The organism is Porcibacter vitabionis (assembly GCF_046263795.1).
GTDB lineage: Bacteria > Bacillota > Clostridia > Lachnospirales > Lachnospiraceae > Lachnocurva.
In genome coordinates this window covers 18,414-42,689 of record NZ_JBJYZD010000010.1, presented here as the reverse complement: position 1 = coordinate 42,689, position 24,276 = coordinate 18,414, and the positions used below count along the sequence as shown (strand labels likewise).

Genomic DNA, 24,276 nt, shown 5'->3' with positions numbered 1-24,276 from the left:
TCTTATGAGATTGGATCTTCGAATTACTGAAGACCGTTCACAAGCTTGGTAAGACGAGATACCTTACGAGCTGCAGTGTTCTTATGAAGAATACCCTTGTTAGCAGCCTTGGTGATCTGACTGATTGCAACGGTAAGAGCCTTATTGGCCTCTTCCTTATTACCAGCCTCGACAGCAGCCTCGACCTTCTTTACGTAAGTCTTAACTGCAGTACGGATAGCCTTGTTACGCTCAGCACGCTTAGCGCTTGTTACAACTCTCTTCTTTGCAGACTTGATATTTGCCAATGTTTTCACCTCCATGTATTGGAATAAAGAAATAATTATTTCGTGTATTCCCCATCGAGGCCGGACACGGACAGTTCGATGTGACACACAAAATATATAATACGGTTGAACCGATCCCATGTCAAGATTTAATTCAGGAAAAACGCAAACAAAATCTCTGATCGCCGGAACTTATGACGAAAGATTTGTGATATCATCTATCTATTAAGAGAAGAGTTTAAAGGAAACAGGTGACATCATGCTTTTGGAAATTCGGGATGGTACGGTGACGCGCGGAGGGAATCCGGTCCTGTCTCATTTTAATTTTGAGATCCGCGGTCAGGAGAAGATTGCCATTGTCGGGAAAAACGGTGCCGGAAAGACAACGCTTCTGGAAGTTCTTGCCGGCGAACGGCCTCTGGATCGAGATGATAAGGCAGAGGGCAGAGGACAGAAACGTTTTTCTACAGCCAGAGATCTTAGCATCACTTATATTCCGCAGAGAATGAATCTGGATTCGGAAGCCAGAGCCGGAGACTTATTATTTGGTGACTCGGTCCTGGCTCGCCGCCTCTTTACCGAACTTGGCTTTTCCCTGGATGACCTGCAGAAGAAGATCCGTGAGTTTTCCGGCGGAGAGCAGAGGAAGATCCAGCTTTTAAGAGGCTTTTTGGAGGAATCAGACCTTCTGATCCTGGATGAGCCGACCAATCATCTGGATCTTTTGACAACAAACAAGTTAGAACATTTCATCCGATCCTTTCATAAGGCATTGGTTTATGTCAGCCACGATCGATATTTCATGGATGAAACAGCAGAAGTGATCTGGGAGATCTCGAACGGGAAGCTGACGCCTTATGTCGGAAACTATTCTTCCTATCGAAAGGAAAAGCGGGAGAAAGTGGAGCGCCAGGCCAAAGCCTACGAGAGGCAAAAGGCCGAGATCCGGCGGGAAGAAGAATTGATCAAACGTTTCCGGAATAAGGCCAGGAAAGCGGCTTTCGCCCGGTCGCGGCAGAAGATCCTGGATCGGATGGAGAAGGTCGAGCCGCCGGCCAAAGAGGAGGCAAGAATTCATACAGGAGTGATCCTGCCCCATCGCCTGGGAGCCAAGTGGGTCATGCAATGCGAAAACTTAAAAATCGGTTATGGCAAGCACGTCATCCGCCAGGTGGATTTTCGAATCAAAAGAGGGCAGAAGATCGGTATCATCGGGCCGAACGGGGCCGGAAAGTCTACTTTTTTAAAGACGATCGTCGGGAAAGTACCCAAGATCTCCGGAAAGATGACACTGGGAAATCAGATCGATCTGGCCTATTTCGACCAGGATTCCGCCAACCTGACCTCCGAAAAATCGGTGCATGACTGGTACCTGAATCGTTTCCCCTCCCTTACGGAAAAGGAACTGAGGAAGACCCTGGCTTCTTATCTTTTTATCGGAGAGGACTTGAAGAAAAGGGTCTCGGACCTGTCCGGAGGAGAGAAGTCGAGGCTTCTTCTGTCCGCCCTTCTCGAAGAGAGACCGAACTTTCTTCTTCTGGATGAGCCGACCAACCATATGGATATCCCGGCCAGAGAAACATTAGAATCTATTTTAAAGTCCTACAAGGGAACCATCTTATTCGTTTCCCACGACCGCTATTTCCTGCAGGAAGTTGCTTCTTCTCTTCTTGTTTTTGATTTTGAAAAAGACGCCTTTACAAAAGATCCGGATGGCGACAGCCTGCCCGGTATCGCCTTTTTTCCTATGGATTATCGGCATTATTGCAGACAATTGGAGAAAATGAAGACAGGAGACATGGCTGCGCTTCGTTCGGCGGAGGATCAGAAGCTGATCGATGATCTGCATTCCGTTCCGAAGAAGAGTCCCATCCAGACCAGACCTCTGACCAACCGGGAGGAAACCATGGACTGGTATTTCGCCAGGAATCGGGAGGAGAGAGAAGCAGCCGAGAAAAAGCTGGAAGAAGCTTCTGCCATGTCTATGTCCTTTGACAATCATGAGAAGGATCCTTATATGACGCTGGAAGAATATATGGCGCTGGATGACTCCGATCCCATGGCCGTAAAAGAGGCAAAAGATGCAGAGGAGGACTTGACCGAATCTCTTCTCGATTGGTATGATTTATGGTTGGAAACACCGGAGGGCAGAAAAGAGATTCCGCCGGAGGGTGGTTCATAAAGGACTATTTCCGCTTTGAATTAAAGCTTTGAATAAAAATAAAGAAGCAAGAGGAGGAACATTCGTGGCAATCGACCAGTCTCATATTCGTAATTTTTGTATCATCGCTCATATCGATCACGGCAAGTCGACACTGGCTGACCGGATGATCGAGATGACCGGAACCCTGACTGCCCGGGAAATGCAGGATCAGGTCCTTGACAACATGGAAGTCGAGCGGGAACGGGGCATTACCGTCAAATCCCAGGCGGTCCGCCTGATCTATCATGCCAAAAACGGCGAGGAATACATCTTCAACCTGATCGATACCCCGGGCCATGTGGACTTTAACTACGAGGTCTCCCGTTCCCTGGCCGCCTGCGATGGCGCTATCCTGATCGTCGACAGCACCCAGGGCGTCGAGGCCCAGACTTTGGCCAATGCTTATCTGGCGATCGACCATGACCTGGAGATCCTCCCCGTCATCAATAAAATCGATCTCCCCAGCGCAGATCCGGAGGGAACCGCCCGGGAGATCGAGGACGTCATCGGGATCGAAGCCATGGATGCGCCCCGCATTTCTGCGAAGACCGGGGAAAATGTAGACCAGGTTCTCGAAGCGATTGTCGAGAAACTGCCAGCTCCTTCCGGAGATCCCAAAGCTCCCCTGGAAGCCTTGATTTTCGACTCGGTTTACGATTCCTACCGGGGCGTTATCGTCTTCATCCGGGTGGTGAACGGCAGCGTCAAAGCCGGCGATAAGATCCGCTTTATGCAGAGTAAGGCCGAGATGAATGTTGTGGAAGTCGGTTATTTCGGCGCCGGCCAGCTCTTCCCCTGTGATGAGCTTCCTTCCGGTTCTGTCGGATATCTCACTGCTTCCATCAAGAATATTCGGGATGCCCGGGTCGGCGATACCGTGACACTGGCAGATCATCCGGCAGAAAAGCCTCTGCCCGGTTATAAGAAGGTGAATCCCATGGTTTACTGCGGCATCTATCCCGCTGATTCTGCCAAGTATCCGGAATTAAGAGATGCCCTGGAGAAATTGCAGTTAAATGATGCCTCCCTTCAGTACGAACCGGAGACTTCTCAGGCCTTGGGATTCGGCTTTCGCTGCGGTTTCCTGGGACTTTTGCATCTGGAAGTCGTTCAGGAACGACTGGAGAAGGAATATGATCTGGATCTTGTGACGACGGCGCCGGGCGTTGTTTATAAAGTCCATAAGACGAACGGGGAAGTGCTGACCTTGACCAATCCTTCCAATTTGCCGGATCCATCAGAAATTGAATATATGGAGGAACCAATCGTTTCTGCCGAGATCATGGTGACCAAGGATTACATCGGCACCATTATGGATCTCTGCCAGGAACGTCGTGGGGAGTATGTCTCCATGGAATATGTCGAAGAAAGCCGGGCCCTTTTGAAATACAACCTGCCTTTGAATGAGATCATCTATGACTTCTTTGATGTCTTGAAATCCCGTTCCAGAGGCTATGCTTCCTTCGACTATGAATTCAAGGGCTATCAGAAGTCCGAGCTTGTGAAACTTGATATCCTTGTCAATAAGGAGTCTGTCGATGCCCTGTCCTTCATTGTCTTCGCCGGAACTGCCTATGAGCGCGGCAGGAAGATGTGCGAGAAACTGAAGGAAAATATACCGAGGCAGATGTTTGAGATCCCCATTCAGGCGGCCATTGGTAATAAGGTCATCGCCAGAGAAACCGTAAAAGCCTATCGGAAGGACGTTCTGGCCAAGTGCTATGGCGGTGATATTTCCCGGAAGAAGAAACTTCTGGAGAAGCAGAAGGAAGGTAAGAAGAGGATGCGTCAGTTCGGCTCGGTCGAGATTCCTCAGGAAGCCTTTATGAGCGTCCTGAAGCTGGATAGTGATGAGTAGGGCAGAAGATATCAGCATGAATCATACAACTTCCATCGAATTATATATCCATATTCCCTTCTGTGTGCAGAAGTGCGCCTACTGCGACTTTCTGTCCTTTTCTTCCGATGCAGATGACCGGGAGGCATATACCCGTGCCCTGATCCATGAGATCACTTACTGGGGCGAGAAACTCGATCATCCGGCCGTCTCTACGATTTTCATCGGCGGCGGGACACCCAGCTGGCTGGAAGTGTCCTTGATGGATGAGATCCTTCGTGCGGTCAGGTCTTCATTTCACATGGAAAAAGGCCTGGAATGCACCATGGAAGTGAATCCCGGGACGGCTTCTTATCAGGCCATGCTCGACTACCGGTCCATGGGGATCAACCGCCTTTCGATCGGCCTCCAGAGCGCAAATGACGAGGAACTTAAGACCCTGGGCCGGATCCATGATTACCGGCGCTTCTTAAGGACCTTCGAGAGCGCCCGGAGGGCAAATTTTTCTAATATCAATGTAGACCTCATGACAGGAATCCCCGGACAGACCCTGGAATCCCTCAAGCGAAGTCTGGCCAAGGTCGTGCTTCTGGGGCCGACCCATATCAGCGCCTACGATCTGATCATTGAGGAGGGGACACCCTTTTATGACCGCTATCATAAGGACGAAGAGAAGCGGCTGGCAGGAGAAGAACCGGCCTTTTTGCCGGATGAGGATACGGAGTATGAAATGACCCGGATGACAGAGGATTATCTCCGTCAGAAGGGCTATCGCCAGTACGAAGTGTCGAATTTTGCCCGACCGGGCTATCGCTGCCGTCACAATGTCGGCTATTGGAAAAGAAAAGAGTATCTTGGCCTCGGTCTTGGTGCGGCTTCCCTTATAGATGAGACCCGTTGGAATGAAACGAGAGACTTCCGGCAGTATCTGGCTTACTGGAAAGATGCAGACAAGGGCAATCTGTCTGACCCGGGAGATCAGGAAAAAGCAGGGCTCGATATGCCAAAGACCCTTACAGACTTCCAGCGTCTGTCTAAAAAAGATGCCATGGAAGAATTTATGTTTCTCGGCCTTCGCATGAATGAAGGGGTTTCTTTGGATGCCTTTGCATCTTATTTTGGTATTCCACTCTTGTCTGTCTATGGATCTGTGGTGGATCGATATCAGAAGGAAGGCATGATCTGCCTTGCCGAAGGCCGCTTGCTTCTGACCCGAAGAGGGAGAGAAGTGTCAAATGAGATCCTGGCAGACTTCCTCTTGTAACCAAACACACAATTCATAAAAAATTCTTAAAAATTCCCATCATTAGAGTTGACATCCTTTGCCAAGGGTGATAGATTAATCACAGAAACAATTAGCACTCTGATTAAATGAGTGCTAACAAGAAAAAGGATGACAGTTATGGAAGAACTCGATGACCGTAAGAAAAAAATACTGAACGTCATCATTGACACCTATCTGAAGACCGGAGAGCCGGTCGGATCCCGTACCATTTCCAAGGCGCCGGGTCTGGACCTCAGCTCAGCCACGATTCGGAATGAGATGTCAGATCTGGAAGACATGGGTTATATTGAATCCCCGCATACTTCTGCCGGAAGAGTTCCTACTGACCAGGGCTATCGCTACTATGTCGATAACCTGATCAGGGATCGGGACCGGGAAGTCATGGAAGTTCGTACCAGTCTGACACAGAAGACCGAGAAGATGGAGAAGGTCCTGAAGATGATCGTTCAGTACCTTGCTAAAAACACCCAGCTTCCGACCGTGATCTCAGCTCCTTCCATTACAAGAAACCGGGTCAAGTTCGTACAGCTCTCCGCTGTTGATGAGAGTCACCTCTTGTCCGTTGTCGTGATGGATGGAAATGTAGTCCGAAACAAAATGATCCGCATCACGGAGCCGGTCAATAACGAAGAACTTTTGAAGCTGAACATGCTCCTGAATACAACCTTAAACGGCTTGACGGTTCAGGACATCAATTTGGGACTGATCCAGAAGATCCGGGGCCAGGCGGAAGACAATTCCGATATTATTGAATCGGTTTTGGAAACCATAGCCGACACCATTACGGATGATGACCTCGAGATCTATACCAGCGGAGCAACCAATATCTTCCGTTATCCGGAGCTTTCGGATTCACAGAAGGCAAGCGAGTTCCTTCAGAAGTTTGAAGACAAGGGTGATCTGGCAGAGCTTATCACAGAAGCTGAGGAAGATGCCCAGGAGACCGGAAAGGGTCTTCAGGTTTATATCGGCGATGAAAACCCGGTCAAGAACATGAAGGATGTCAGCGTTGTGACAGCTACCTATGAACTTGGCGATGGCGTGAAGGGAACGATCGGAATCATCGGACCTAAGCGAATGGATTATCAGAAAGTTATGGACAGCCTGAGCAGTCTGAAAGACCAGTTGGAGGGCACCTTAAAGAAGCCGGAACTTTCAATCAGTCCCGGAAAGGAACCGGACGATAATGGCAGTCAGAGCAAATAGAATCGACAGAAAGGCGGTAGTATTTTGGCAGAAGAAATGAAGAAAAACCAGACTTCCGATTCTCTGAAAAATGAAGACCTGACCGAAGAGAACAAGGTTAAGACTTCGGAAGAAAAGGCAGAGGATTCTGAACAGAAAGCAAAAGATCCGAAATCAACAGAAGAGAATCCGACAGAGAATAAACCCCAAGCTGCAGAAGATTCTTCCAAAAAATCCGAAGACAAGCCGGATCAGGAAGAAGAAAACGGTAAGGAGAATAAGGAAGAAAAAGACGAGACAGAAGAGAAAGACGATAAGAAATCGAAAGGTTTCTTTAAAAAGAAACCGGATCCCAGAGATCAGAAGATCGCCGATCTGACCGACCGTGTGCAGAGACAGATGGCCGAGTTCGACAACTTCCGGAAAAGGACAGATAAGGAAAAGAGCGAGATGTTCGATGCGGGTGCCCGCCATATTCTCGAAAAGATCCTTCCGGTCGTTGACAATTTCGAGCGTGCCATTGCCCTTCGCCCCGAAGGCGAAGACAATGCTTATGCAGACGGCATCGAAAAGATCTATAAAGGCCTGATCAAGACCCTGGATGATCTGGATGTCAAGGAGATCGATGCCAAGGGAAAGGAATTTGATCCGAATTTCCACAATGCCGTTATGCATGTGGAAGATGAATCCCTCGGTGAAAACGAAGTGGCTGAGGTCCTGCAGAAGGGCTACACCTTCCACGATGTCGTTATCCGACATGCCATGGTTAAGGTTGCCAACTAGTCGACGGATCTCTTGATTGGACAGTGAAAACTTAACTTTCTTTTGGAAGATAAATAGAAATAGATCAATAACTCAAAACAGGAGGAAAACGTTATGAGTAAGATTATTGGTATTGACTTAGGTACTACAAATAGCTGTGTAGCTGTTATGGAAGGTGGTAAGCCCACCGTTATCGCAAACCAGGAAGGCGCGCGGACAACGCCGTCTGTTGTCGCTTTTACAAAAAACGGCGAGCGTCTGGTCGGTGAGCCGGCAAAGCGTCAGGCAGTAACAAATGCAGACCATACCATTTCTTCCATCAAGCGTCAGATGGGCCGGGATTATCATGTTACCATCGACGGCAAGCAGTATTCTCCTCAGCAGATTTCTGCAATGATCCTTCAGAAACTGAAGGCAGACGCAGAGAACTACCTGGGCGAGAAGGTCACCGAAGCAGTTATCACCGTTCCTGCATACTTCAACGATGCTCAGCGTCAGGCAACCAAGGATGCCGGTAAGATCGCAGGACTTGATGTAAAGCGTATCATTAACGAGCCGACCGCAGCAGCACTGGCTTACGGCCTGGACAATGAAAACGAGCAGAAGATTCTGGTCTATGACTTAGGCGGTGGTACCTTCGATGTATCTGTCATCGAGATCGGCGACGGCGTCATCGAAGTTCTGGCAACCAATGGTGATACTCATCTTGGCGGTGATGACTTCGATAACAAGATCATCGACTGGATGGTTTCCGAATTTAAGGCAAGCGAGGGCGTAGACCTCTCCCAGGATAAGATGGCTATGCAGCGTCTGAAGGAAGCAGCAGAGAAGGCAAAGAAAGAGCTTTCTTCTGCAACAACGACCAATATCAACCTTCCTTTCATCACCGCTGTAGACGGACAGCCTAAGCACCTGGATATGGATCTTACCAGAGCAAAATTCGATGAACTGACCATGGATCTGGTTGAGCGTACCGCAGTTCCGGTACAGAATGCTCTGCGTGATGCCGGACTGACCAGTAACGATATCTCCAAGGTTCTTCTGGTCGGCGGTTCTACCCGTATCCCGGCTGTACAGGAGAAGGTTAAGAGCCTGACCGGTAAGGAACCTTCCAAGTCTCTGAACCCGGATGAAGCCGTTGCAATCGGTGCATCCATTCAGGGTGGTAAGCTTGCAGGCGATGCAGGTGCCGGCGACATCCTTCTTCTGGATGTAACCCCTCTGTCTCTTTCCATCGAGACCATGGGCGGTGTTGCAACTCGTCTGATCGAGCGGAATACGACCATTCCTACCAAGAAGAGCCAGATCTTCTCTACTGCAGAGGATAACCAGACGGCCGTTGATATCCATGTTGTACAGGGTGAGCGTCAGTTCGCAAGAGATAATAAGACCCTTGGAAACTTCCGTCTGGATGGTATCGCACCGGCTCCGAGAGGAGTTCCTCAGATCGAAGTTACCTTCGATATCGATGCCAACGGTATTGTAAATGTATCCGCTAAGGATCTTGGTACCGGCAAGGAACAGCACATCACCATCACCGCAGGCTCCAACATGTCCGATGATGAGATCAATAAGGCAGTCAAAGAGGCTCAGGAATACGAGGCTCAGGATAAGAAGCGGAAGGAAGCCATTGACACCAAGAACGATGCAGACGCTTTCTGCGTACAGACCAAGAAGGCCCTCGATGAAGTCGGTGACAAGGTTTCCGCAGACGAGAAGGCTAAGGTAGAGACCGAGCTTAAGGCAATGCAGGATCTCCTGGCTAAGTACAAGGACAACAATGATCTCTCGGATCAGGAAGTCAATGATATCAAGGCACAGAAGGAGAAACTGGAGACCGCAGCTCAGCAGGTATTTACCAAGATGTATGAGGCTGCTCAGGCAGCTGCTCAGAGCCAGGCCGGCGCAGGTGCGAATGCAGGAAATGCCGGAAATGCAGGCAACGCAGGCAGCACAGGCACAAGCAACAATGGCGGCAATGGCGGAAACGACGATGTCGTTGATGCTGACTACAAGGAAGTCTGAAGTTGATCCCTTGTAATACAAGGAAGAAGTAAAGCCAAGCCATACTCCGGTCCTGCCGGTGTATGGCTTATGGCATATATAGAAAATGTAAACCAAGCCGGATCTTTTATTATCATCCGGCGACAATAGATAGGCAGAATTAACATGGCAGAACAGAAACGTGACTATTACGAAGTGCTCGGCGTCGATCGGAATGCCGATGAAGACACGATAAAAAAAGCATATCGTAAGCTTGCCAAGAAATACCATCCGGATATGCATCCCGGTGATAAGGAAGCAGAAGAAAAATTTAAGGAAGCTTCGGAGGCCTATGCGGTCCTCTCCGATAAGGACAAGCGGGCCAAGTATGATCAGTTCGGTCATGCGGCATTTGATGGCGGAGCCGGTGGCGGCGGTTTTGACTTCAGCGGTACCGACTTCAGCGATATTTTCAATGATATTTTCGGTGGTGGTTTTTCCGGTTTCGGCGATATTTTCGGCGGCGGTGCCCGGTCCAATCCCAATGGACCGCGGCAGGGAGCCAATGTACGCTCTTCGGTTCGGATCAGCTTTGAAGAAGCTGCCTTTGGCTGCAACAAGGAACTGGATCTCTATCTGAAGGAAGAGTGTCCGACCTGTCACGGCAGCGGCGCAAAGCCCGGAACCAAGAAAACGACCTGTCACCGTTGCGGCGGTAAGGGCCGGATCGTGATGCAGCAGCAGTCCTTCTTTGGAACCGTACAGAATGTGACTACCTGTCCGGAATGCGGCGGCAGCGGTCAGATCATTGAGCATAAGTGCAGTGATTGTAATGGAACGGGCTTTATTTCCAAGAAAAAGAGGATCGAAGTGGCAATTCCTGCCGGTATCGATGACGGACAGAGTATCCGGATCCGTGGCAAGGGAGAACCGGGACAAAATGGCGGTCCTCGCGGTGATCTTCTGGTGGAGGTTCGTGTTTCCCAATCTCCGGAATTCCATCGAGAGGGCTTCGATGTCTATTCGATTGCAGATATCTCTTTTGCACAGGCAGCACTGGGCGGCGAGATTCTGATCAAGACCCTGGATGGTCAGGTCCTCTATGAAGTAAAACCGGGGACCCAGCCCAATACCAGGATCCGTCTTCGTGGAAAGGGCATACCGACCATTCGGAATGCCAATATCCGTGGCGACCAGTATGTAACCCTTCGGGTCCTTGTGCCGACCGGTCTGACTTTGGAAGCCAAGGAAGCTTTACGAGCCTTCGATGCGGTGAATGGAAATACCTTGCAGAAACCGGTTGTACAGCCGGAGGCAACAGAAAAGAAGAAGAGAGGTCCTTTCGGACGAAAGAAGCGCTGACAGGAGAATCAAATGACCTGGACTTGTTTTACCATCCATACAACAGAAGAAGCAGAAGAGGCAGTTTCTGCCCTTCTTGGCTCCCTGGATATCAACAATATTGAATTTGTCGACAACCGTCCGGTCTTCGGACTGGAGGTGGAAGGGGATTATCCGGAACTCTATCCGGACCTTCCCGAGGATGATGGCAGTGCCGAGGTCAGGTTTTACCTTCCCCTGTCGGAAGGATCGACTTCCTCCCTCATGAATTCCGGAAGCCGGATCGAAGCAGAAGAGAGCCGTTGGAACAGAGATAATCTCCAGACTTTATTGGATGAGATTCGTTTTCGTCTGGATGGTCTTCGTTCCTCTATGGATATCGGAAGCGGGCAGATCACCATGGAAGAGACAGCGGAGGAAGACTGGGAGAACAAGTGGAAACAGTACTTCCACAGCTTTACGATAGGTGATCTTTTGATCGCTCCAACCTGGGAAAAGGATCAGAAGCTTTCCGAGGGGCAGAAACTTCTTTTGATCGATCCGGGCCTGGCTTTCGGAACCGGAGCGCATGAGACGACCCATCTTGTGATCGAGCAGATCCAGAAATATATGAAGGACCATGATGAGGTCCTGGACTTGGGCTGCGGCAGTGGAATCCTGACCATAGTATCCCTCCTTTACGGAGCGGATCATGTGGTGGATACGGACATTGATCCGCTCTGCCGGAATGCGGTCGAGGAAAATCTTTCCAATAACGGGCTTGGCGGTCTCGATTTTTCCATGGAAGGAGATTCTAAGGTAAGTCTCTATATCGGCGATCTTACCCGGGATCAAAAACTGAAGAAGCAGGTAGGAAGCAATCGCTATGACATTATCTGCGCCAATATTCTGTCCGATATTCTGATTCCCATGGCAGATGCCATGTATGAGGCGGTAAAGGCCGGGGGCTATGCCCTGACCAGCGGAATTATCGACGGCCGTCAGGATGATGTCGATGTGGCCATGACAAATGCCGGCTTCCATTTGATCGAGAAAAACCGCCTGGGAGATTGGTGGAATCTGACATTTCAGAAATAAGAGAAAAATAAGAGTAAGATTCAATTCAGGGATCAGATCCCACGGGATCTGTCCCTGATTTTGCTATGGAGGGATTTATGCAGCAGATCTTTGTCCGTGAAGGCGATATAGTGAACGGAAGGATCCTTGTTACAGGGGAAGATGCCAATCATCTGGGCCGGGCCATCCGCCTGAAGGCCGGAGAGAGAATCAGAGTCAGCACGGATCAGGAAAGAAATTTTATCTGTCAGGCAATTTCTTTCGAGTCCAATACTCTGACCTTACAGATCGTGGAGGAAACCGAAGATACGGAAGCCCTTAATCCCATCATTCTTTTCCAGGCCATTCCCAAGGGCAGCCGTATGGAGACAGTCATAGAAAAGGCGGTAGAACTCGGGGCTTCACAGATCATTCCGGTTGAAATGAAGTATTGTGTGGTCAAGCTGGATGATAAGAAAAAAGAAAACCGGATCCAGCGCTGGCAGAAGATTGCAGACGGAGCTGCCAAACAGTCCAAGCGCAGTAAGATGCCCAAAGTCGGCCCGATTTTGTCCTTCAAAGAAGCTGCCGATCGACTTCTATCACTTGACATTTCGCTCGTTCCGTATGAAAATGCACAAGGCGCAGCTTATACCATGGAACTTCTTCGAAAAGTAGAGCCGGGTCAGACCATAGGGATTCTGATCGGACCGGAAGGCGGATTTGCAGCGGAGGAGATTGCATATCTCAGAGAGAGTAAGAAAGCCGAGATAATTTCCCTCGGCCATCGGATCTTACGGACAGATACAGCAGCGATCGCTTCGATGACACTGGTTATGATGGCATCGGAAGAGAAGTCTGTCTTGTAAGGAGATCCTGGCAGAAATAAGAAGCTGCCTGCATAAGAACCGGAGCATAAGTCTCGGACGAAAGACAGGAAAAGACAGATTGGTCTATATTTAGAAACAGACAGGAGCAAAATGGAAGCATATCTCGATAATTCTGCTACGACTCGCTGCAGCGAGAAGGCAGCAAAAGTGATGATGCAGGTATTACGAACAGACTTCGGCAATCCCTCTTCCCTTCATAACAAGGGGATGGAAGCCGAGAATTACTTAAGAAACAGCCGGAAAATCATAGCAAAGACCCTTCGTGCCAAAGAGAAGGAGATCATTTTCACATCCGGCGGAACCGAGTCGAATAACCTGGCGATCATCGGAACCGCCATGGCAAGAAAGAGGATGGGGAAGCATATCCTCGTGACGCCGATTGAGCATGCAAGCGTTTATAATCCCATGAGGGCTTTGGCGGATCTGGGCTTTGAAGTGGAATACCTTCCGGTGGACTCGGACGGCATCGTCGACCTTTCTGCCCTGAAAGAAATGATCCGGCCGGACACCATCCTGGTCTCCATCATGCATGTCAATAACGAGATCGGTGCTGTGGAACCGATCGAAGAGGCTGCGAAAATCATAAAGGCGAAGAACCCGGAGACCTACTTCCACGTCGATGCCATCCAGTCTTACGGTAAATTCGAGATCTATCCGGACCGCTTTGGAATCGACCTTTTGTCCGTGAGCGGTCATAAGATCCACGGGCCCAAGGGATCCGGTTTCCTTTTCATTCATGAAGGAGTAAGGATTCAGCCGGAGATTCTCGGCGGCGGCCAGGAATCCGGTATGAGGTCCGGTACAGAGAATGTCCCTGCCATCGCCGGGCTCGGTCAGGCAGCAGAGGATATGTACAGCCATCTGGACGAAAACCGAAAGCACCTGTTTGCTTTGAAAAAACATTTTATTTCCGGCGTAGAAGAACTCGAAGGGACCCATGTCAACGGACGGACCGGAGAGGACAGCGCTCCCCAGATCGTATCGGTCTCCTTCCGGGGTGTCAGGGCAGAAGTCCTTCTTCATGCCCTGGAGGAACGGGGCGTCTATGTCTCCAGCGGCTCTGCCTGCTCCTCCAACCGGCCTGCGGTTTCGAGGACTTTGACATCGATCCACACAGTTCATGAATATCTGGATGAAACGGTGCGTTTCAGCTTTTCTGTTTTTACAAGCATGGAAGAAATAGATTATGCCTTAGAACAGCTGAAGGTCCTGCTTCCCATCCTTCGTAAATATCAAAGACACTGAAAGAGAGGAAACCATGTCATATCAGGCATTTGTAGTGAAATATGGCGAGATCGGCCTAAAGGGGAAAAACCGCCACGTCTTCGAAGACGCCCTGGTCCATAATATTGTGGTCAGTTTGAAACCGGTGGACGGAAACTTTTTTGTAGAGAAAGAGCAGGGACGGATCTATGTCGAAGCAGAGGGAGCTTTTGATTACGAAGGCGCCCTGGAGGCCCTGGAACGGGTCTTCGGCATTGTGGAGATCTGTCCGGCCGTTTTGACCGAGGACCGCGGCTTTGACGAACTCTCCAGGGAGATTCTGGATTATCTGGATGAAACATATACCGATAAGAACTTTACCTTCAAAGTCCTGGCAAAACGTGCCCGGAAGAATTATCCTATGAATTCCATGGAGATCAACATGGAACTTGGCGGAAGGATCCTGGATCGTTTCCCGGAAATGAAGGTCGATGTCCATCACCCCATGAAGGAGATCCATGTGGAGATCCGGGATAAGATCAGCTTCTATTCCGAGAAATTCCCCGGCCCCGGCGGTATGCCGGTCGGCACCAACGGCAGAGCCATGCTGCTTTTGTCCGGAGGGATCGACAGCCCGGTTGCCGGTTATATGATTGCAAAGCGTGGGGTCACCATCGATGCCACCTATTTCCATGCACCTCCTTATACTTCCGAGCGTGCAAAAAAGAAGGTGGTTGACCTTGCCAAGATCGTAGCCCGTTACAGCGGACCCATCCGTCTCCATGTCATTAATTTCACGGATATCCAGCTGGCGATCTATGAGAAATGCCCTCACGATGAGCTGACCATCATCATGAGACGGATCATGATGTATCTGGCAGAACATTTTGCAAAAGAAGACGGGGACATCGGTCTTGTGACAGGAGAGAGCATCGGTCAGGTTGCCTCCCAGACCATGCAGTCCCTTCTGGTAACAAACGAAGCTGCCACGCTTCCGGTTTACCGTCCTCTGATCGGTTTTGACAAGCAGGAGATCATTGACCGGTCTCTGAAGATTGGTACTTACGAGACTTCCATCCTGCCTTATGAAGACTGCTGCACGATTTTCGTTGCCAAGCATCCGGTCACTAAGCCCCATCTGGACCGGATCAAGAAGTCCGAAAGGAATCTGGATGAAGTTCTGCCGGATCTCATGCAGAAAGCCATCGAATCCACAGAGACGATCCTGGTGGAAGCAGAGTAAAAAGCAGAGTAAGAAGCAGAGGAAAAAGAAAAGGACCTGATCCGAAAACGGACCAGATCCTTTTTCCTGAATTTTTGTTCTTTCCGGCATTCTCTCCGGCAATTACTGTTCAACGAGATAAGGCTTTAACTGCTCTAAGATCTTGTCAACATCCTTGTCTGCATGGATGGCGAGGTCGATGGGCTTGGACAGATCCAGGCTGAAGATACCCATGATGCTCTTGGCATCGATGACATATCTGCCGGAGATCAGGTCGAAGTCGGAATCCATGGTATTAATGGTATTGACGAAAGACTTAACCTTATCGATAGAATTTAATGAAATCTGTACAGTTTTCATAATGATCTCCTTATCTATTATTGTGGATGAACGGGTAATCAAACTGATTAAATTTAATTTAGTGCATTCAGATACGAAAGTCAATCATTTCAGGTTTTGAAAAAGAAAGCAGAGGGATATTTTGAAGAGAGCAGCGCTCCACAATCTTGGCTGTAAAGTCAATGCATATGAAACAGAAGCCATGGAAGCCTTATTGGCAAAAGACGGATATACCATTGTCCCCTTCGATGAAGAAGCAGACGTCTATGTCATCAATACCTGCTCTGTTACCAATATGGCAGATCATAAATCCCGGCAGATGATCCATCGGGCCAGAAAGAAGAATCCGGATGCCGTTGTCATTGCAGCAGGCTGCTATGTCCAGACCGGTTTGGAAAGCCTGAAGGAAGACCTTTCCGTCGATATCATCCTTGGCAATAATAAGAAGGACGAACTTCTGCCGGAACTCCATCGCTTTCTGAAAGACCACGAGCGTGAGCTGGATGTCATCGATGTCAATGAAGGACATCTGAATTTTGAAAATCTCTATCTCACGAAAACCGCCGAGCATACCCGGGCTTTCTTAAAAGTGCAGGACGGCTGCGACCAGTTCTGCAGTTACTGCGTGATTCCCTTTGCAAGAGGCCGGATCCGGTCCCGTTCCATCGAAGAGGTCGTTTCCGAGACAAGAGAACTTGCAAAACAGGGCTATCGGGAATTTGTCCTGACCGGTATCCATCTCTCCTCTTATGGCATGGTTCGTTACGGCGTGCCCGGCCCTTATGGCCTTCAGGATCTGATCGAAGAGGTCGCTAAGGTGGACGGCGTGGAGAGAGTCCGGCTGGGTTCCGTAGAGCCACAGATTTTTACAGCAGACTTCATTGAGAGGATCTCTAAAGTTCCTGAATTTTGCCCCCATTTCCATCTCTCTTTGCAGAGCGGCTGCAACCGGACCCTAAAGAGCATGAATCGGAAATATACGGCGGAAGAATACGAAGAGACCTGTCGTCTGATCCGCCAGGCCTTCGACCATCCGGCCATTACCACAGATGTCATTGTCGGCTTCCCCGGTGAAAGCGATGCGGATTACGAAGAATCCCGATCCTTTGTCGAAAAGATCCGTTTCTATGAGCTTCATGTCTTTAAATTCTCCCGAAGAAAGGGTACAAAGGCCGACAGCATGCCGGACCAGATCCCGGAAGAAACAAAGACCGTCCGGAGCCGTGACCTGATCGCCATCGGGAAAAAGATGTCGAGGGAATACCGCGAGGAGATCCTGGGGAGCGAACAGGAGATCCTGGCAGAGGAGAAGATGGAGATCCAGGGCAAGAGCTACTGGGTCGGCTATACCAGGGAATATGTCCGCATGGCCTATATTTCAGACGAAAACCTGCAGAATCGCCTGGTTAGGGGGCGCGCCACTTCCATGCTGACCGATGATATCGTGCTTCTTGACAGAGATACCTGTGAAAGGGTAAGATAGGCATATTGAAAAGGTGTCCGGGATGGAATTGAGATCGTCTCTTTCGCTCCGGATCAATACAAAGGACAGGCGTTTCATTATGCAGGACTTAGGTAACACACAGTATTACAAGGTTCGGAAAGAACCCAGAGTTGGCGTGAAGGAGATCCTTCGCCAGGTTTATTCCGCATTATCGGAAAAGGGATACAACCCGGTCAGCCAGATCGTAGGCTATATCATGTCCGGAGATCCGACTTTTATCACCAGCTATAAGAATGCCCGGTCTCTGATCATTCAGGTGGAGAGGGATGAGCTCGTCGAGGAACTCCTCAGAGCTTATATCAAAAACGAAGCCTGGAATCAGGACTGATGGACCGGATACTCGGACTGGACTATGGAACTAAGACCGTTGGCGTGGCAGTCACGGACGGTCTTGGTCTTACAGCCCAGGGACTGGAAATTATCCGGCGGGAAAAACCGAAAAAACTGCGTAAGACCATTGCCCGCATCCGGGAACTGATTGATGAGTATGATGTCAAGGCAATCGTGCTCGGAAAACCTTTGAATATGAATGGTTCCTCCGGCTTCCGTGTCGAGGATACGCTGGAATTCAAGGCTCTTTTGGAAGAGAAGACCGGCCTTCCGGTATATCTGGAGGATGAGAGGCTGACCACGGTGGATGCCTATGAGATCATGGAAGAAGTCGGAGTCAAAAAGAAGGATCAGAAGGCTTATGTCGATGAGATCGCAGCAATTTTGATCCTTGAGAGCTATATGCACCGAGAGGAAGGAAAGTAGTATGGACTCCATTCAATTGCAAGATGAAAATGGTGAGACTTCGGAACTCTATGTTTTGGAGGAGACAAGCTTAAATGGAAATCATTACCTTCTTCTCTCCGAAGAGGCAGAGGGAGATTCCGATGCCTATATTTTCCGCGAGATCCCCGGCGATGACGGCGATGAAGCGACCTATGTAGCAGTGGATGATGAGACCGAATACTCGGCAGTCCTCCTTGTCTTTAAGGAACTGTTAGAGGATACGGACTTTGAATAATGATCGATCATAGCAGTCCGGACTGCGGGGCAGTACAGGGCATGTGATCCTAAGAGATGTAACAATTGAAACAAGTTAGAAAACGGAATTCATGCAGGGGGAGACTGCCGTTAGAGGGGCAGTCTTTCTTCTTGTAAAGAATTCCTGTAAGGAGGAAATTCTATTTTGAAGAAGAAAACTGAAAAGAGCGGGAACGAGAAGCTGAAAGTGATTCCCTTGGGCGGTCTGGAGCAGATCGGAATGAACATGACTGCCTTTGAGTACGGTGATTCGATCATCGTCGTCGACTGTGGAATGGCTTTCCCGGAGGACGATATGCTCGGCGTGGACCTGGTCATCCCTGATATCACCTATCTGGAAGAGAACCAGAAGAAGGTCAAGGGATTCTTTATCACCCATGGCCATGAAGACCATATCGGAGCGATCCCTTACGTCCTTCGTCGCATCCAGGCACCCATTTATGCGACCAGACTGACCATGGGCATCATTGAGCACAAGCTGGAAGAGCATAACATGTTGAACTCTGTCAAGAGAAAGGTCGTAAACTACGGTACCAATATCAATGCCGGACCTTTCCGAATCGAGTTCATCCGCACCAACCACTCCATCCAGGACGCAGCGGCTCTGGCCATCTATACACCGGTCGGGACCATCGTTCACACCGGAGACTTCAAAGTCGACTATACACCGGTATACGGAGATCCGATCGACCTCCAGCGTCTGGCAGCCATCGGTCAGAAAGGCGTTCTGGCCCTGATGTGCGATTCCACCAATGCAGAGCGTCCCGGTTTCACCCCGTCCGAGAAGACCGTCGGCCGTACCATTGACAATATCTTCTCTGAGAATCAGGACCGCCGGATCATTATTGCGACCTTTGCGTCAAATGTAGACCGTGTTCAGCAGATCATCAACTCCGCCTACAAGTTCGGACGTAAGGTCGTAGTCGAGGGCCGGAGCATGGTCAATATCATTACGATTGCAAGCGAACTTGGTTATATCAAGATCCCGGACAAGACCCTGATCGAAGTGGATCAGCTCCGGAGCTTCCCGGATGAGAAGACCTGTATCATTACAACAGGGTCACAGGGGGAGTCTATGGCAGCCCTGTCCCGTATGGCCAATGGAAGCCACAGAAAGATTCAGATCAAGCCCAACGATACCATTGTCTTCTCCTCTCATCCGATTCCCGGAAATGAGAAGTCGGTCGGCCGTGTGATCAATGAACTTTACCGTAAGGGAGCCAACGTGATCTTCCAGGATGTCCATGTATCCGGACATGCCTGCCAGGAAGATATTAAACTGATCTATTCTCTGGTAAAGCCCAAGTATGCGATCCCGGTTCATGGGGAATATAAGCATTTAAAGGCCCAGGAGAAGATCGCAGAGATGCTGGGTTATGACAGTAAGCATCGTATTCTCCTTTCTTCCGGCGATGTCTGTGAATTTGACGAAGACCAGAACTTTAAGATCACCGGAAAAGTCAAGACCGGAGCTGTCATGGTAGACGGTCTCGGTGTTGGTGATGTCGGAAATATTGTATTGAGAGACCGGCAGCATCTGGCAGAAGACGGAATCATTATTGTTGTCATGACCCTGGCAAGAGAAAACGGTATGCTTTTGGCCGGACCGGATATTGTCTCCAGAGGCTTTGTCTATGTAAAGGATGCAGAGGATCTGATGGAAGAAGCCCATCATGTTGTCATGGATCTCATGGATCGCCTCCAGGATAAGCATGTCAAGGATTGGACCAGGATCAAGAATGAAGTCAAGGGAGTCCTTTCTGACTTTGTATGGAAGGAGACCCAGAGACGGCCCATGATCATTCCTGTGATCGAGGAAGTGTAAATTGCGAATCAAGGATACAGAAGACAGGGATCTGGCATCCGCCCGTCAAGCCTTTGAAATGAGGGATCCGAGAGAGGAAAGAATGGAAGTTTTTCTGGAGTCTCTTCTGGATCCTCTGGAAGATCTGCCTTATTTGAAAGAACTGGAGCAGATCTGCCTGGACAATTATGTCCCGGTCATACGTAAACCGACCCAGCGTTTTCTCTCTTTCGAGATGCGTCATCTAAAGCCGAAAAGGATTCTGGAGATCGGCACAGCATTGGGATTTTCTTCGATCCTGATGGCAAAGACCAATCCCTTTCCCTGCAGGATCGATACCATCGAAAGCTTTGATGAGAGGATCCCGAAGGCAAAAAAGCATTTTGAAGAAGCAGGCCTTTCCAGACAGATCCGTCTCCTTCCCGGCGATGCCGGAGAGATCTTAAAAGACCTGATCCGGGAGGGAAGATCCTATGATTTTATCTTTCTGGATGCGGCCAAGGGCCAGTATCCGATCTGGCTCCCCTATCTAAAGGAGCTTCTGGCAGGGAATGGTATCCTTCTTACCGATAATGTTCTTCAGGAAGGTGATATCATCGAAAGCCATTTTGTCATTCCCAGAAGGAACCGGACCATCTATAAGAGAATCCGGGACTATTTAAGACAATTGACAAGAGATCCGGAACTTTCGACCGAGATTCTTCCGATCGGTGACGGTATGGCACTGACGGTGAAAAATTGCCTGCCGGAAGATGAACAAAAGGTTTAAAAGCGGAAGCAGAACTGTAAGATGCAATCGGTCAGGCGAAAGGAAAGCACGGGTAATGAAACTCAGCTGCAAAATGTACGCCTGGCACTCATATGATAGAATCAGAGTATAAAGTATAAAATGAGAGAAAGAAGAAAACCGGAACTTCTGGCTCCGGCCAAATCACTGGAGATACTGAAGACCGATGTGCGCTACGGCGCAGACGCGGTCTACATTGGCGGCGAAGCCTATGGCCTTAGGGCCAAGGCAGACAATTTTAACCCGGATGAGATGAGAGAGGGCATTGCCTTCGCCCATGAGCATGGGGTCAAGGTCTATGTGACGGCCAATATTTTCGCTCACAATGATGACATTGAAGGGATTCAAGCCTATTTCAGAGAATTGAGAGAGATCGGTCCGGATGCGGTATTGATCGCGGATCCGGGCGTTTTTGCCCTGGCAAGGGAGATCATGCCGGAAATCCCCATCCATGTTTCCACCCAGGCCAACAATACGAATTATCTGTCCGCCAATTTCTGGTACAAGGAAGGCGCCACAAGGATCGTGACGGCGCGGGAACTGTCTCTGGAAGAAATCAAGACCTTACGGGAGAAGATCCCGAAGGATATGGAAATCGAGAGCTTCGTGCACGGTGCCATGTGCATTTCCTATAGCGGACGCTGTCTTTTGAGCAATTATTTCACGGGCAGAGATGCAAACCAGGGAGAATGTACCCACCCTTGCAGATGGAAGTACGCTTTGGTGGAGGAAACCCGGCCGGGTCAATATTTCCCCATCGCCGAAAATGAACGGGGAAGCTATATCATGAACTCCAAGGATCTCTGTATGATCGATCATATTCCGGATCTTTTCGCTGCCGGCATTGACAGTTTTAAGATAGAGGGTAGAATGAAGACAGCATTGTATGCTGCCACTGTCGTTCGGACCTACCGGAAGGCGATTGATGACTTCATGGAGTCCGAGGACAAATACAGGGAGAATCTGCCATGGTATGATAAGGAGATCCGTTCCTGTACCTATCGGCCTTTTACGACCGGTTTCTTCTATGGAAAGCCGTCTGATGAGGCCCAGATCTATGACAGCAATACATACGAAAAGGGATCTACCTATCTCGGGACCATCCGTTCCGTTGAGAATGGCTTTTGTCAGCTGACCCAGAAGAATAAATTCTCGGTCGGCGAGACCATAGAGATCATGAAAGCGGATGGAAGAAACTTAGAGACCAAGGTTCTTGAAATTCGTAATGCAGAGGGAGAAGAGATGGAAAGTGCTCCGCACGCCAGTGAAGAGCTTATGGTCCGTCTCGATCAAAAAGCAGATCCATATGACATTTTGCGGAGACAAGAGGAGGCATAATCATGTCAAAGGAAAAGTATGTTGCTTATGTTGGTACTTACACCCATGAAAAGAGCCGGGGAATTCATGTCTATGATGTAGACCCGGACAGCGGTGTTTTCACCTTACGAGGGGTTGCAGAGATCAATAATCCTTCCTATCTTACGGTCTCCCGTGATGGGAAGACCCTTTATTCCATCGCAGATGAAGGTGTTGCATCCTTTTCCATCGATGAAAATGGAGACCTGACCAAGACCAGTGAGAAGTGGATCGGCGGTATGCGAGGCGACTTCGTAGAAGTGGATTCCAAGAACCGCTTCCTCTTTGTCGGTGGTTATCATGACGGTCGTGTCACTATGATGCGTCTGAATCCGGACGGAACCATCAACGGAATTGCTTATGGTATTTTCCATAAGGGAACCGGCATCGGGTTTGGCGATCCTCATTTTGATCATGCCAAGGTCACCTGTGTTCGCCTGACACCGGATGAGAAATTCCTCTGTGCCGTTGATTTCGGTCTGAACCAGGTCAAGGTCTATCGGATCGATTATAATCTGGGCAATCTCACCATGGTTGACATTATCCGCCCGGAGATCAATGCCGGAGCCAGAGAGATCCGTTTCTCCAAGGACGGAAAATTTGCTTATATCCTGACCGGACTCAATAATTCCATCGAAGTCTATCGTTATTCGATTGATGACAGAGACGAACCGGTCTTCGAGAAGATTCAGGAGGTCAGTGTCTTAAATAAAGACTACGAAGCAGCTGCATCCTTGAATATGTGCTTTACCTCCACGGAAGATTTTGCCTTTGTCGCAATCGATGCCTTGAATGCCGTTTCCGCTTTAAAGAGGGATACCGAAACCGGTCTTCTGACCTTTGACGGTTTGACCTATATCAGCGGAGAGTATCCGAAATCCATTGTGATCCTGCCGGGGGATAAGTATCTGGTCGTTGCCAACCACGACACGAATGATATCCGGACTTTTGAAATGAATCACAAGGGTCATTACTGTCTGATGAAAAATGCACCGGTACAGATCCATCAGCCCAACCGGATCCACATTCACAGATTGAGATAAGAAGGAAACAGGCTTTCATAACGCCGTGAACATGGTTTCACGGCGTTTCTATTAGCGAGGACATCATTATTATGGCAGGATCCACCTTTGGAAATCTATTTCGGGTCACGACCTGGGGCGAGTCCCACGGCAAGGCCCTTGGCGCAGTCATTGACGGCTGCCCGGCCGGGCTTTTTCTTTCGGAAGAAGACATCCAGAAACTTCTGGACCGGCGGAAACCCGGTCAGTCCAAGGCTTCCACGGCAAGAAAAGAAAGTGATCGCTGTGAGATTTTATCCGGCGTTTTCGAGGGGAAAACGACCGGTACTCCGATCTCTGTTATTGTCTGGAATGCCGACCAGCATTCCGGGGACTATTCGAATATTGCAGATGTCTTTCGACCCGGTCATGCGGATTATCCTTTCCAGATCAAGTACGGGATCCGAGACTACCGGGGCGGCGGACGTTCCTCCGGCCGGGAAACCATCGGCCGTGTGATCGGCGGTGCCGTTGCAGAAAAGGTTCTGTCTCAGCTTGGAATTACTTTTCTTACCTACGCTAAGTCCATCGGTCCGGTGACCGTTGGAAAGATAGACCCGGCCTATATTTCACAGAATCCCTTCTATCTGCCGGATCCGAAGGCGGCCAAAGAGGCAGCTGAGCTTCTGGATCATGCCAGGGAAGAGAGAGACTCTCTGGGTGGATCCATCGAGTGCCGGATCCAGGGGCTGCCGGTGGGAATCGGCGAGCCGGTCTTCGACAAACTGGATGCCGATCTGGCCAAGGCCATGCTGTCGATCGGCGCCGTCAAGGGCTTCGAGATCGGAGACGGCTTTGCAGCAGCATCTTTAAGAGGATCGGAGAATAATGATGGCTTTGCCCTGGAAACCGGCCTTAACGGATCTCAATCTGACAAAAATAAAATCATAAAAACCAGCAACCACTCCGGGGGGACTCTGGGTGGCATGTCGGATGGCTCCGAATTAGTTTTTCGTGTGGCAGTTAAGCCGACCCCGTCGATCAGTCGGCCGCAGAAGACGGTCAGGCAGAATGCCGATGGCTTTCTTGAGACCGAGATTCAAATCCACGGCCGCCACGATCCCGTGATCGTTCCGCGGGCGGTTGTTGTGGTCGAAAGCATGGCAGCCATGACCCTTCTGGATCTCTATCTGAGAAGCCTTGTCAACCGAATGGATGAACTGGATTAGCATTTCTCTCGT

The 24,276-nt window shown here is 49.6% G+C and carries 22 protein-coding genes; 20 read left to right on the top strand and 2 right to left on the bottom strand.

Annotated elements, in window-relative coordinates; all coding sequences use genetic code 11:
• Nucleotides 1-23: 23 nt before the first annotated feature.
• Nucleotides 24-302 (bottom strand): 30S ribosomal protein S20, encoded by a 279-nt coding sequence (gene rpsT, locus ACKX2L_RS08385; protein WP_497551328.1) that lies wholly within the window; start codon nucleotides 300-302, stop codon nucleotides 24-26.
• A 223-nt stretch (nucleotides 303-525) separates the two neighbouring features.
• On the opposite strand from rpsT, the gene ACKX2L_RS08380 reads away from it, so the two are divergent.
• From ACKX2L_RS08380 to thiI, 11 genes are all read left to right on the top strand, one after another.
• Entirely contained in the window at nucleotides 526-2,448 is a 1,923-nt protein-coding gene (locus ACKX2L_RS08380; protein WP_497553071.1) for an ABC-F family ATP-binding cassette domain-containing protein, read from the top strand.
• A 64-nt stretch (nucleotides 2,449-2,512) separates the two neighbouring features.
• Nucleotides 2,513-4,327 (top strand): translation elongation factor 4, encoded by a 1,815-nt coding sequence (gene lepA, locus ACKX2L_RS08375; RefSeq protein WP_497551330.1) that lies wholly within the window; start codon nucleotides 2,513-2,515, stop codon nucleotides 4,325-4,327.
• Between the two features lie 16 nt (nucleotides 4,328-4,343).
• Nucleotides 4,344-5,570 (top strand): radical SAM family heme chaperone HemW, encoded by a 1,227-nt coding sequence (gene hemW, locus ACKX2L_RS08370; RefSeq protein ID WP_497551331.1) that lies wholly within the window; start codon nucleotides 4,344-4,346, stop codon nucleotides 5,568-5,570.
• A 138-nt stretch (nucleotides 5,571-5,708) separates the two neighbouring features.
• Complete coding sequence (hrcA, locus tag ACKX2L_RS08365) at nucleotides 5,709-6,797, top strand: heat-inducible transcriptional repressor HrcA (RefSeq protein ID WP_497551332.1); 1,089 nt, start codon at nucleotides 5,709-5,711, stop codon at nucleotides 6,795-6,797.
• Between the two features lie 63 nt (nucleotides 6,798-6,860).
• On the top strand, nucleotides 6,861-7,559 hold the full coding sequence (gene grpE / locus ACKX2L_RS08360) for a nucleotide exchange factor GrpE (protein WP_497553092.1): 699 nt from the start codon (nucleotides 6,861-6,863) through the stop codon (nucleotides 7,557-7,559).
• A gap of 93 nt (nucleotides 7,560-7,652) precedes the next feature.
• Complete coding sequence (gene dnaK / locus ACKX2L_RS08355; RefSeq protein WP_497553070.1) at nucleotides 7,653-9,563, top strand: molecular chaperone DnaK; 1,911 nt, start codon at nucleotides 7,653-7,655, stop codon at nucleotides 9,561-9,563.
• Between the two features lie 144 nt (nucleotides 9,564-9,707).
• Nucleotides 9,708-10,883, top strand: a complete 1,176-nt coding sequence (dnaJ, locus tag ACKX2L_RS08350; protein ID WP_497553069.1) for a molecular chaperone DnaJ — start codon at nucleotides 9,708-9,710, stop codon at nucleotides 10,881-10,883.
• A gap of 12 nt (nucleotides 10,884-10,895) precedes the next feature.
• Nucleotides 10,896-11,939 carry a 50S ribosomal protein L11 methyltransferase gene (locus tag ACKX2L_RS08345; protein ID WP_497553068.1) on the top strand — a complete coding sequence of 348 codons (1,044 nt, stop codon included), beginning with the start codon at nucleotides 10,896-10,898 and terminating at the stop codon, nucleotides 11,937-11,939.
• 77 nt (nucleotides 11,940-12,016) lie between these two features.
• Entirely contained in the window at nucleotides 12,017-12,766 is a 750-nt protein-coding gene (locus ACKX2L_RS08340) for an RsmE family RNA methyltransferase (protein ID WP_497553067.1), read from the top strand.
• A 111-nt stretch (nucleotides 12,767-12,877) separates the two neighbouring features.
• Nucleotides 12,878-14,032 carry a cysteine desulfurase family protein gene (locus ACKX2L_RS08335; protein ID WP_497553066.1) on the top strand — a complete coding sequence of 385 codons (1,155 nt, stop codon included), beginning with the start codon at nucleotides 12,878-12,880 and terminating at the stop codon, nucleotides 14,030-14,032.
• Between the two features lie 13 nt (nucleotides 14,033-14,045).
• Complete coding sequence (thiI, locus tag ACKX2L_RS08330; RefSeq protein WP_497553065.1) at nucleotides 14,046-15,233, top strand: tRNA uracil 4-sulfurtransferase ThiI; 1,188 nt, start codon at nucleotides 14,046-14,048, stop codon at nucleotides 15,231-15,233.
• A gap of 102 nt (nucleotides 15,234-15,335) precedes the next feature.
• Here thiI and ACKX2L_RS08325 read toward each other — a convergent pair whose 3' ends face one another.
• Nucleotides 15,336-15,572, bottom strand: a complete 237-nt coding sequence (locus ACKX2L_RS08325; protein ID WP_497551339.1) for an HPr family phosphocarrier protein — start codon at nucleotides 15,570-15,572, stop codon at nucleotides 15,336-15,338.
• A 121-nt stretch (nucleotides 15,573-15,693) separates the two neighbouring features.
• Here ACKX2L_RS08325 and mtaB point away from each other — a divergent pair, with 121 nt between their 5' ends.
• The 9 genes from mtaB to aroC all read left to right on the top strand — a co-directional run bounded on the left by mtaB (nucleotide 15,694) and on the right by aroC (nucleotide 24,264).
• On the top strand, nucleotides 15,694-17,034 hold the full coding sequence (gene mtaB / locus ACKX2L_RS08320) for a tRNA (N(6)-L-threonylcarbamoyladenosine(37)-C(2))-methylthiotransferase MtaB (RefSeq protein WP_497553064.1): 1,341 nt from the start codon (nucleotides 15,694-15,696) through the stop codon (nucleotides 17,032-17,034).
• A 79-nt stretch (nucleotides 17,035-17,113) separates the two neighbouring features.
• Nucleotides 17,114-17,383 carry an IreB family regulatory phosphoprotein gene (locus tag ACKX2L_RS08315; protein ID WP_497551363.1) on the top strand — a complete coding sequence of 90 codons (270 nt, stop codon included), beginning with the start codon at nucleotides 17,114-17,116 and terminating at the stop codon, nucleotides 17,381-17,383.
• Nucleotides 17,383-17,811, top strand: coding sequence for a Holliday junction resolvase RuvX (gene ruvX, locus ACKX2L_RS08310; protein ID WP_497551341.1), 429 nt, complete (start codon nucleotides 17,383-17,385; stop codon nucleotides 17,809-17,811). Before ACKX2L_RS08315 ends, ruvX begins: the two co-directional genes overlap by 1 nt.
• A gap of 1 nt (nucleotide 17,812) precedes the next feature.
• Nucleotides 17,813-18,067 carry a DUF1292 domain-containing protein gene (locus ACKX2L_RS08305; RefSeq protein ID WP_497551342.1) on the top strand — a complete coding sequence of 85 codons (255 nt, stop codon included), beginning with the start codon at nucleotides 17,813-17,815 and terminating at the stop codon, nucleotides 18,065-18,067.
• A 165-nt stretch (nucleotides 18,068-18,232) separates the two neighbouring features.
• Nucleotides 18,233-19,912: a ribonuclease J gene (locus ACKX2L_RS08300; RefSeq protein WP_497551343.1), complete on the top strand. Its 1,680-nt coding sequence runs from the start codon at nucleotides 18,233-18,235 to the stop codon at nucleotides 19,910-19,912.
• Nucleotide 19,913: 1 nt separating this feature from the next.
• On the top strand, nucleotides 19,914-20,660 hold the full coding sequence (locus ACKX2L_RS08295) for an O-methyltransferase (protein ID WP_497551344.1): 747 nt from the start codon (nucleotides 19,914-19,916) through the stop codon (nucleotides 20,658-20,660).
• A gap of 120 nt (nucleotides 20,661-20,780) precedes the next feature.
• On the top strand, nucleotides 20,781-22,016 hold the full coding sequence (locus ACKX2L_RS08290) for a peptidase U32 family protein (RefSeq protein WP_497551345.1): 1,236 nt from the start codon (nucleotides 20,781-20,783) through the stop codon (nucleotides 22,014-22,016).
• 2 nt (nucleotides 22,017-22,018) lie between these two features.
• On the top strand, nucleotides 22,019-23,077 hold the full coding sequence (locus ACKX2L_RS08285; RefSeq protein ID WP_497553063.1) for a lactonase family protein: 1,059 nt from the start codon (nucleotides 22,019-22,021) through the stop codon (nucleotides 23,075-23,077).
• Between the two features lie 71 nt (nucleotides 23,078-23,148).
• Nucleotides 23,149-24,264 carry a chorismate synthase gene (gene aroC, locus ACKX2L_RS08280; RefSeq protein ID WP_497551347.1) on the top strand — a complete coding sequence of 372 codons (1,116 nt, stop codon included), beginning with the start codon at nucleotides 23,149-23,151 and terminating at the stop codon, nucleotides 24,262-24,264.
• Nucleotides 24,265-24,276: the final 12 nt, after the last annotated feature.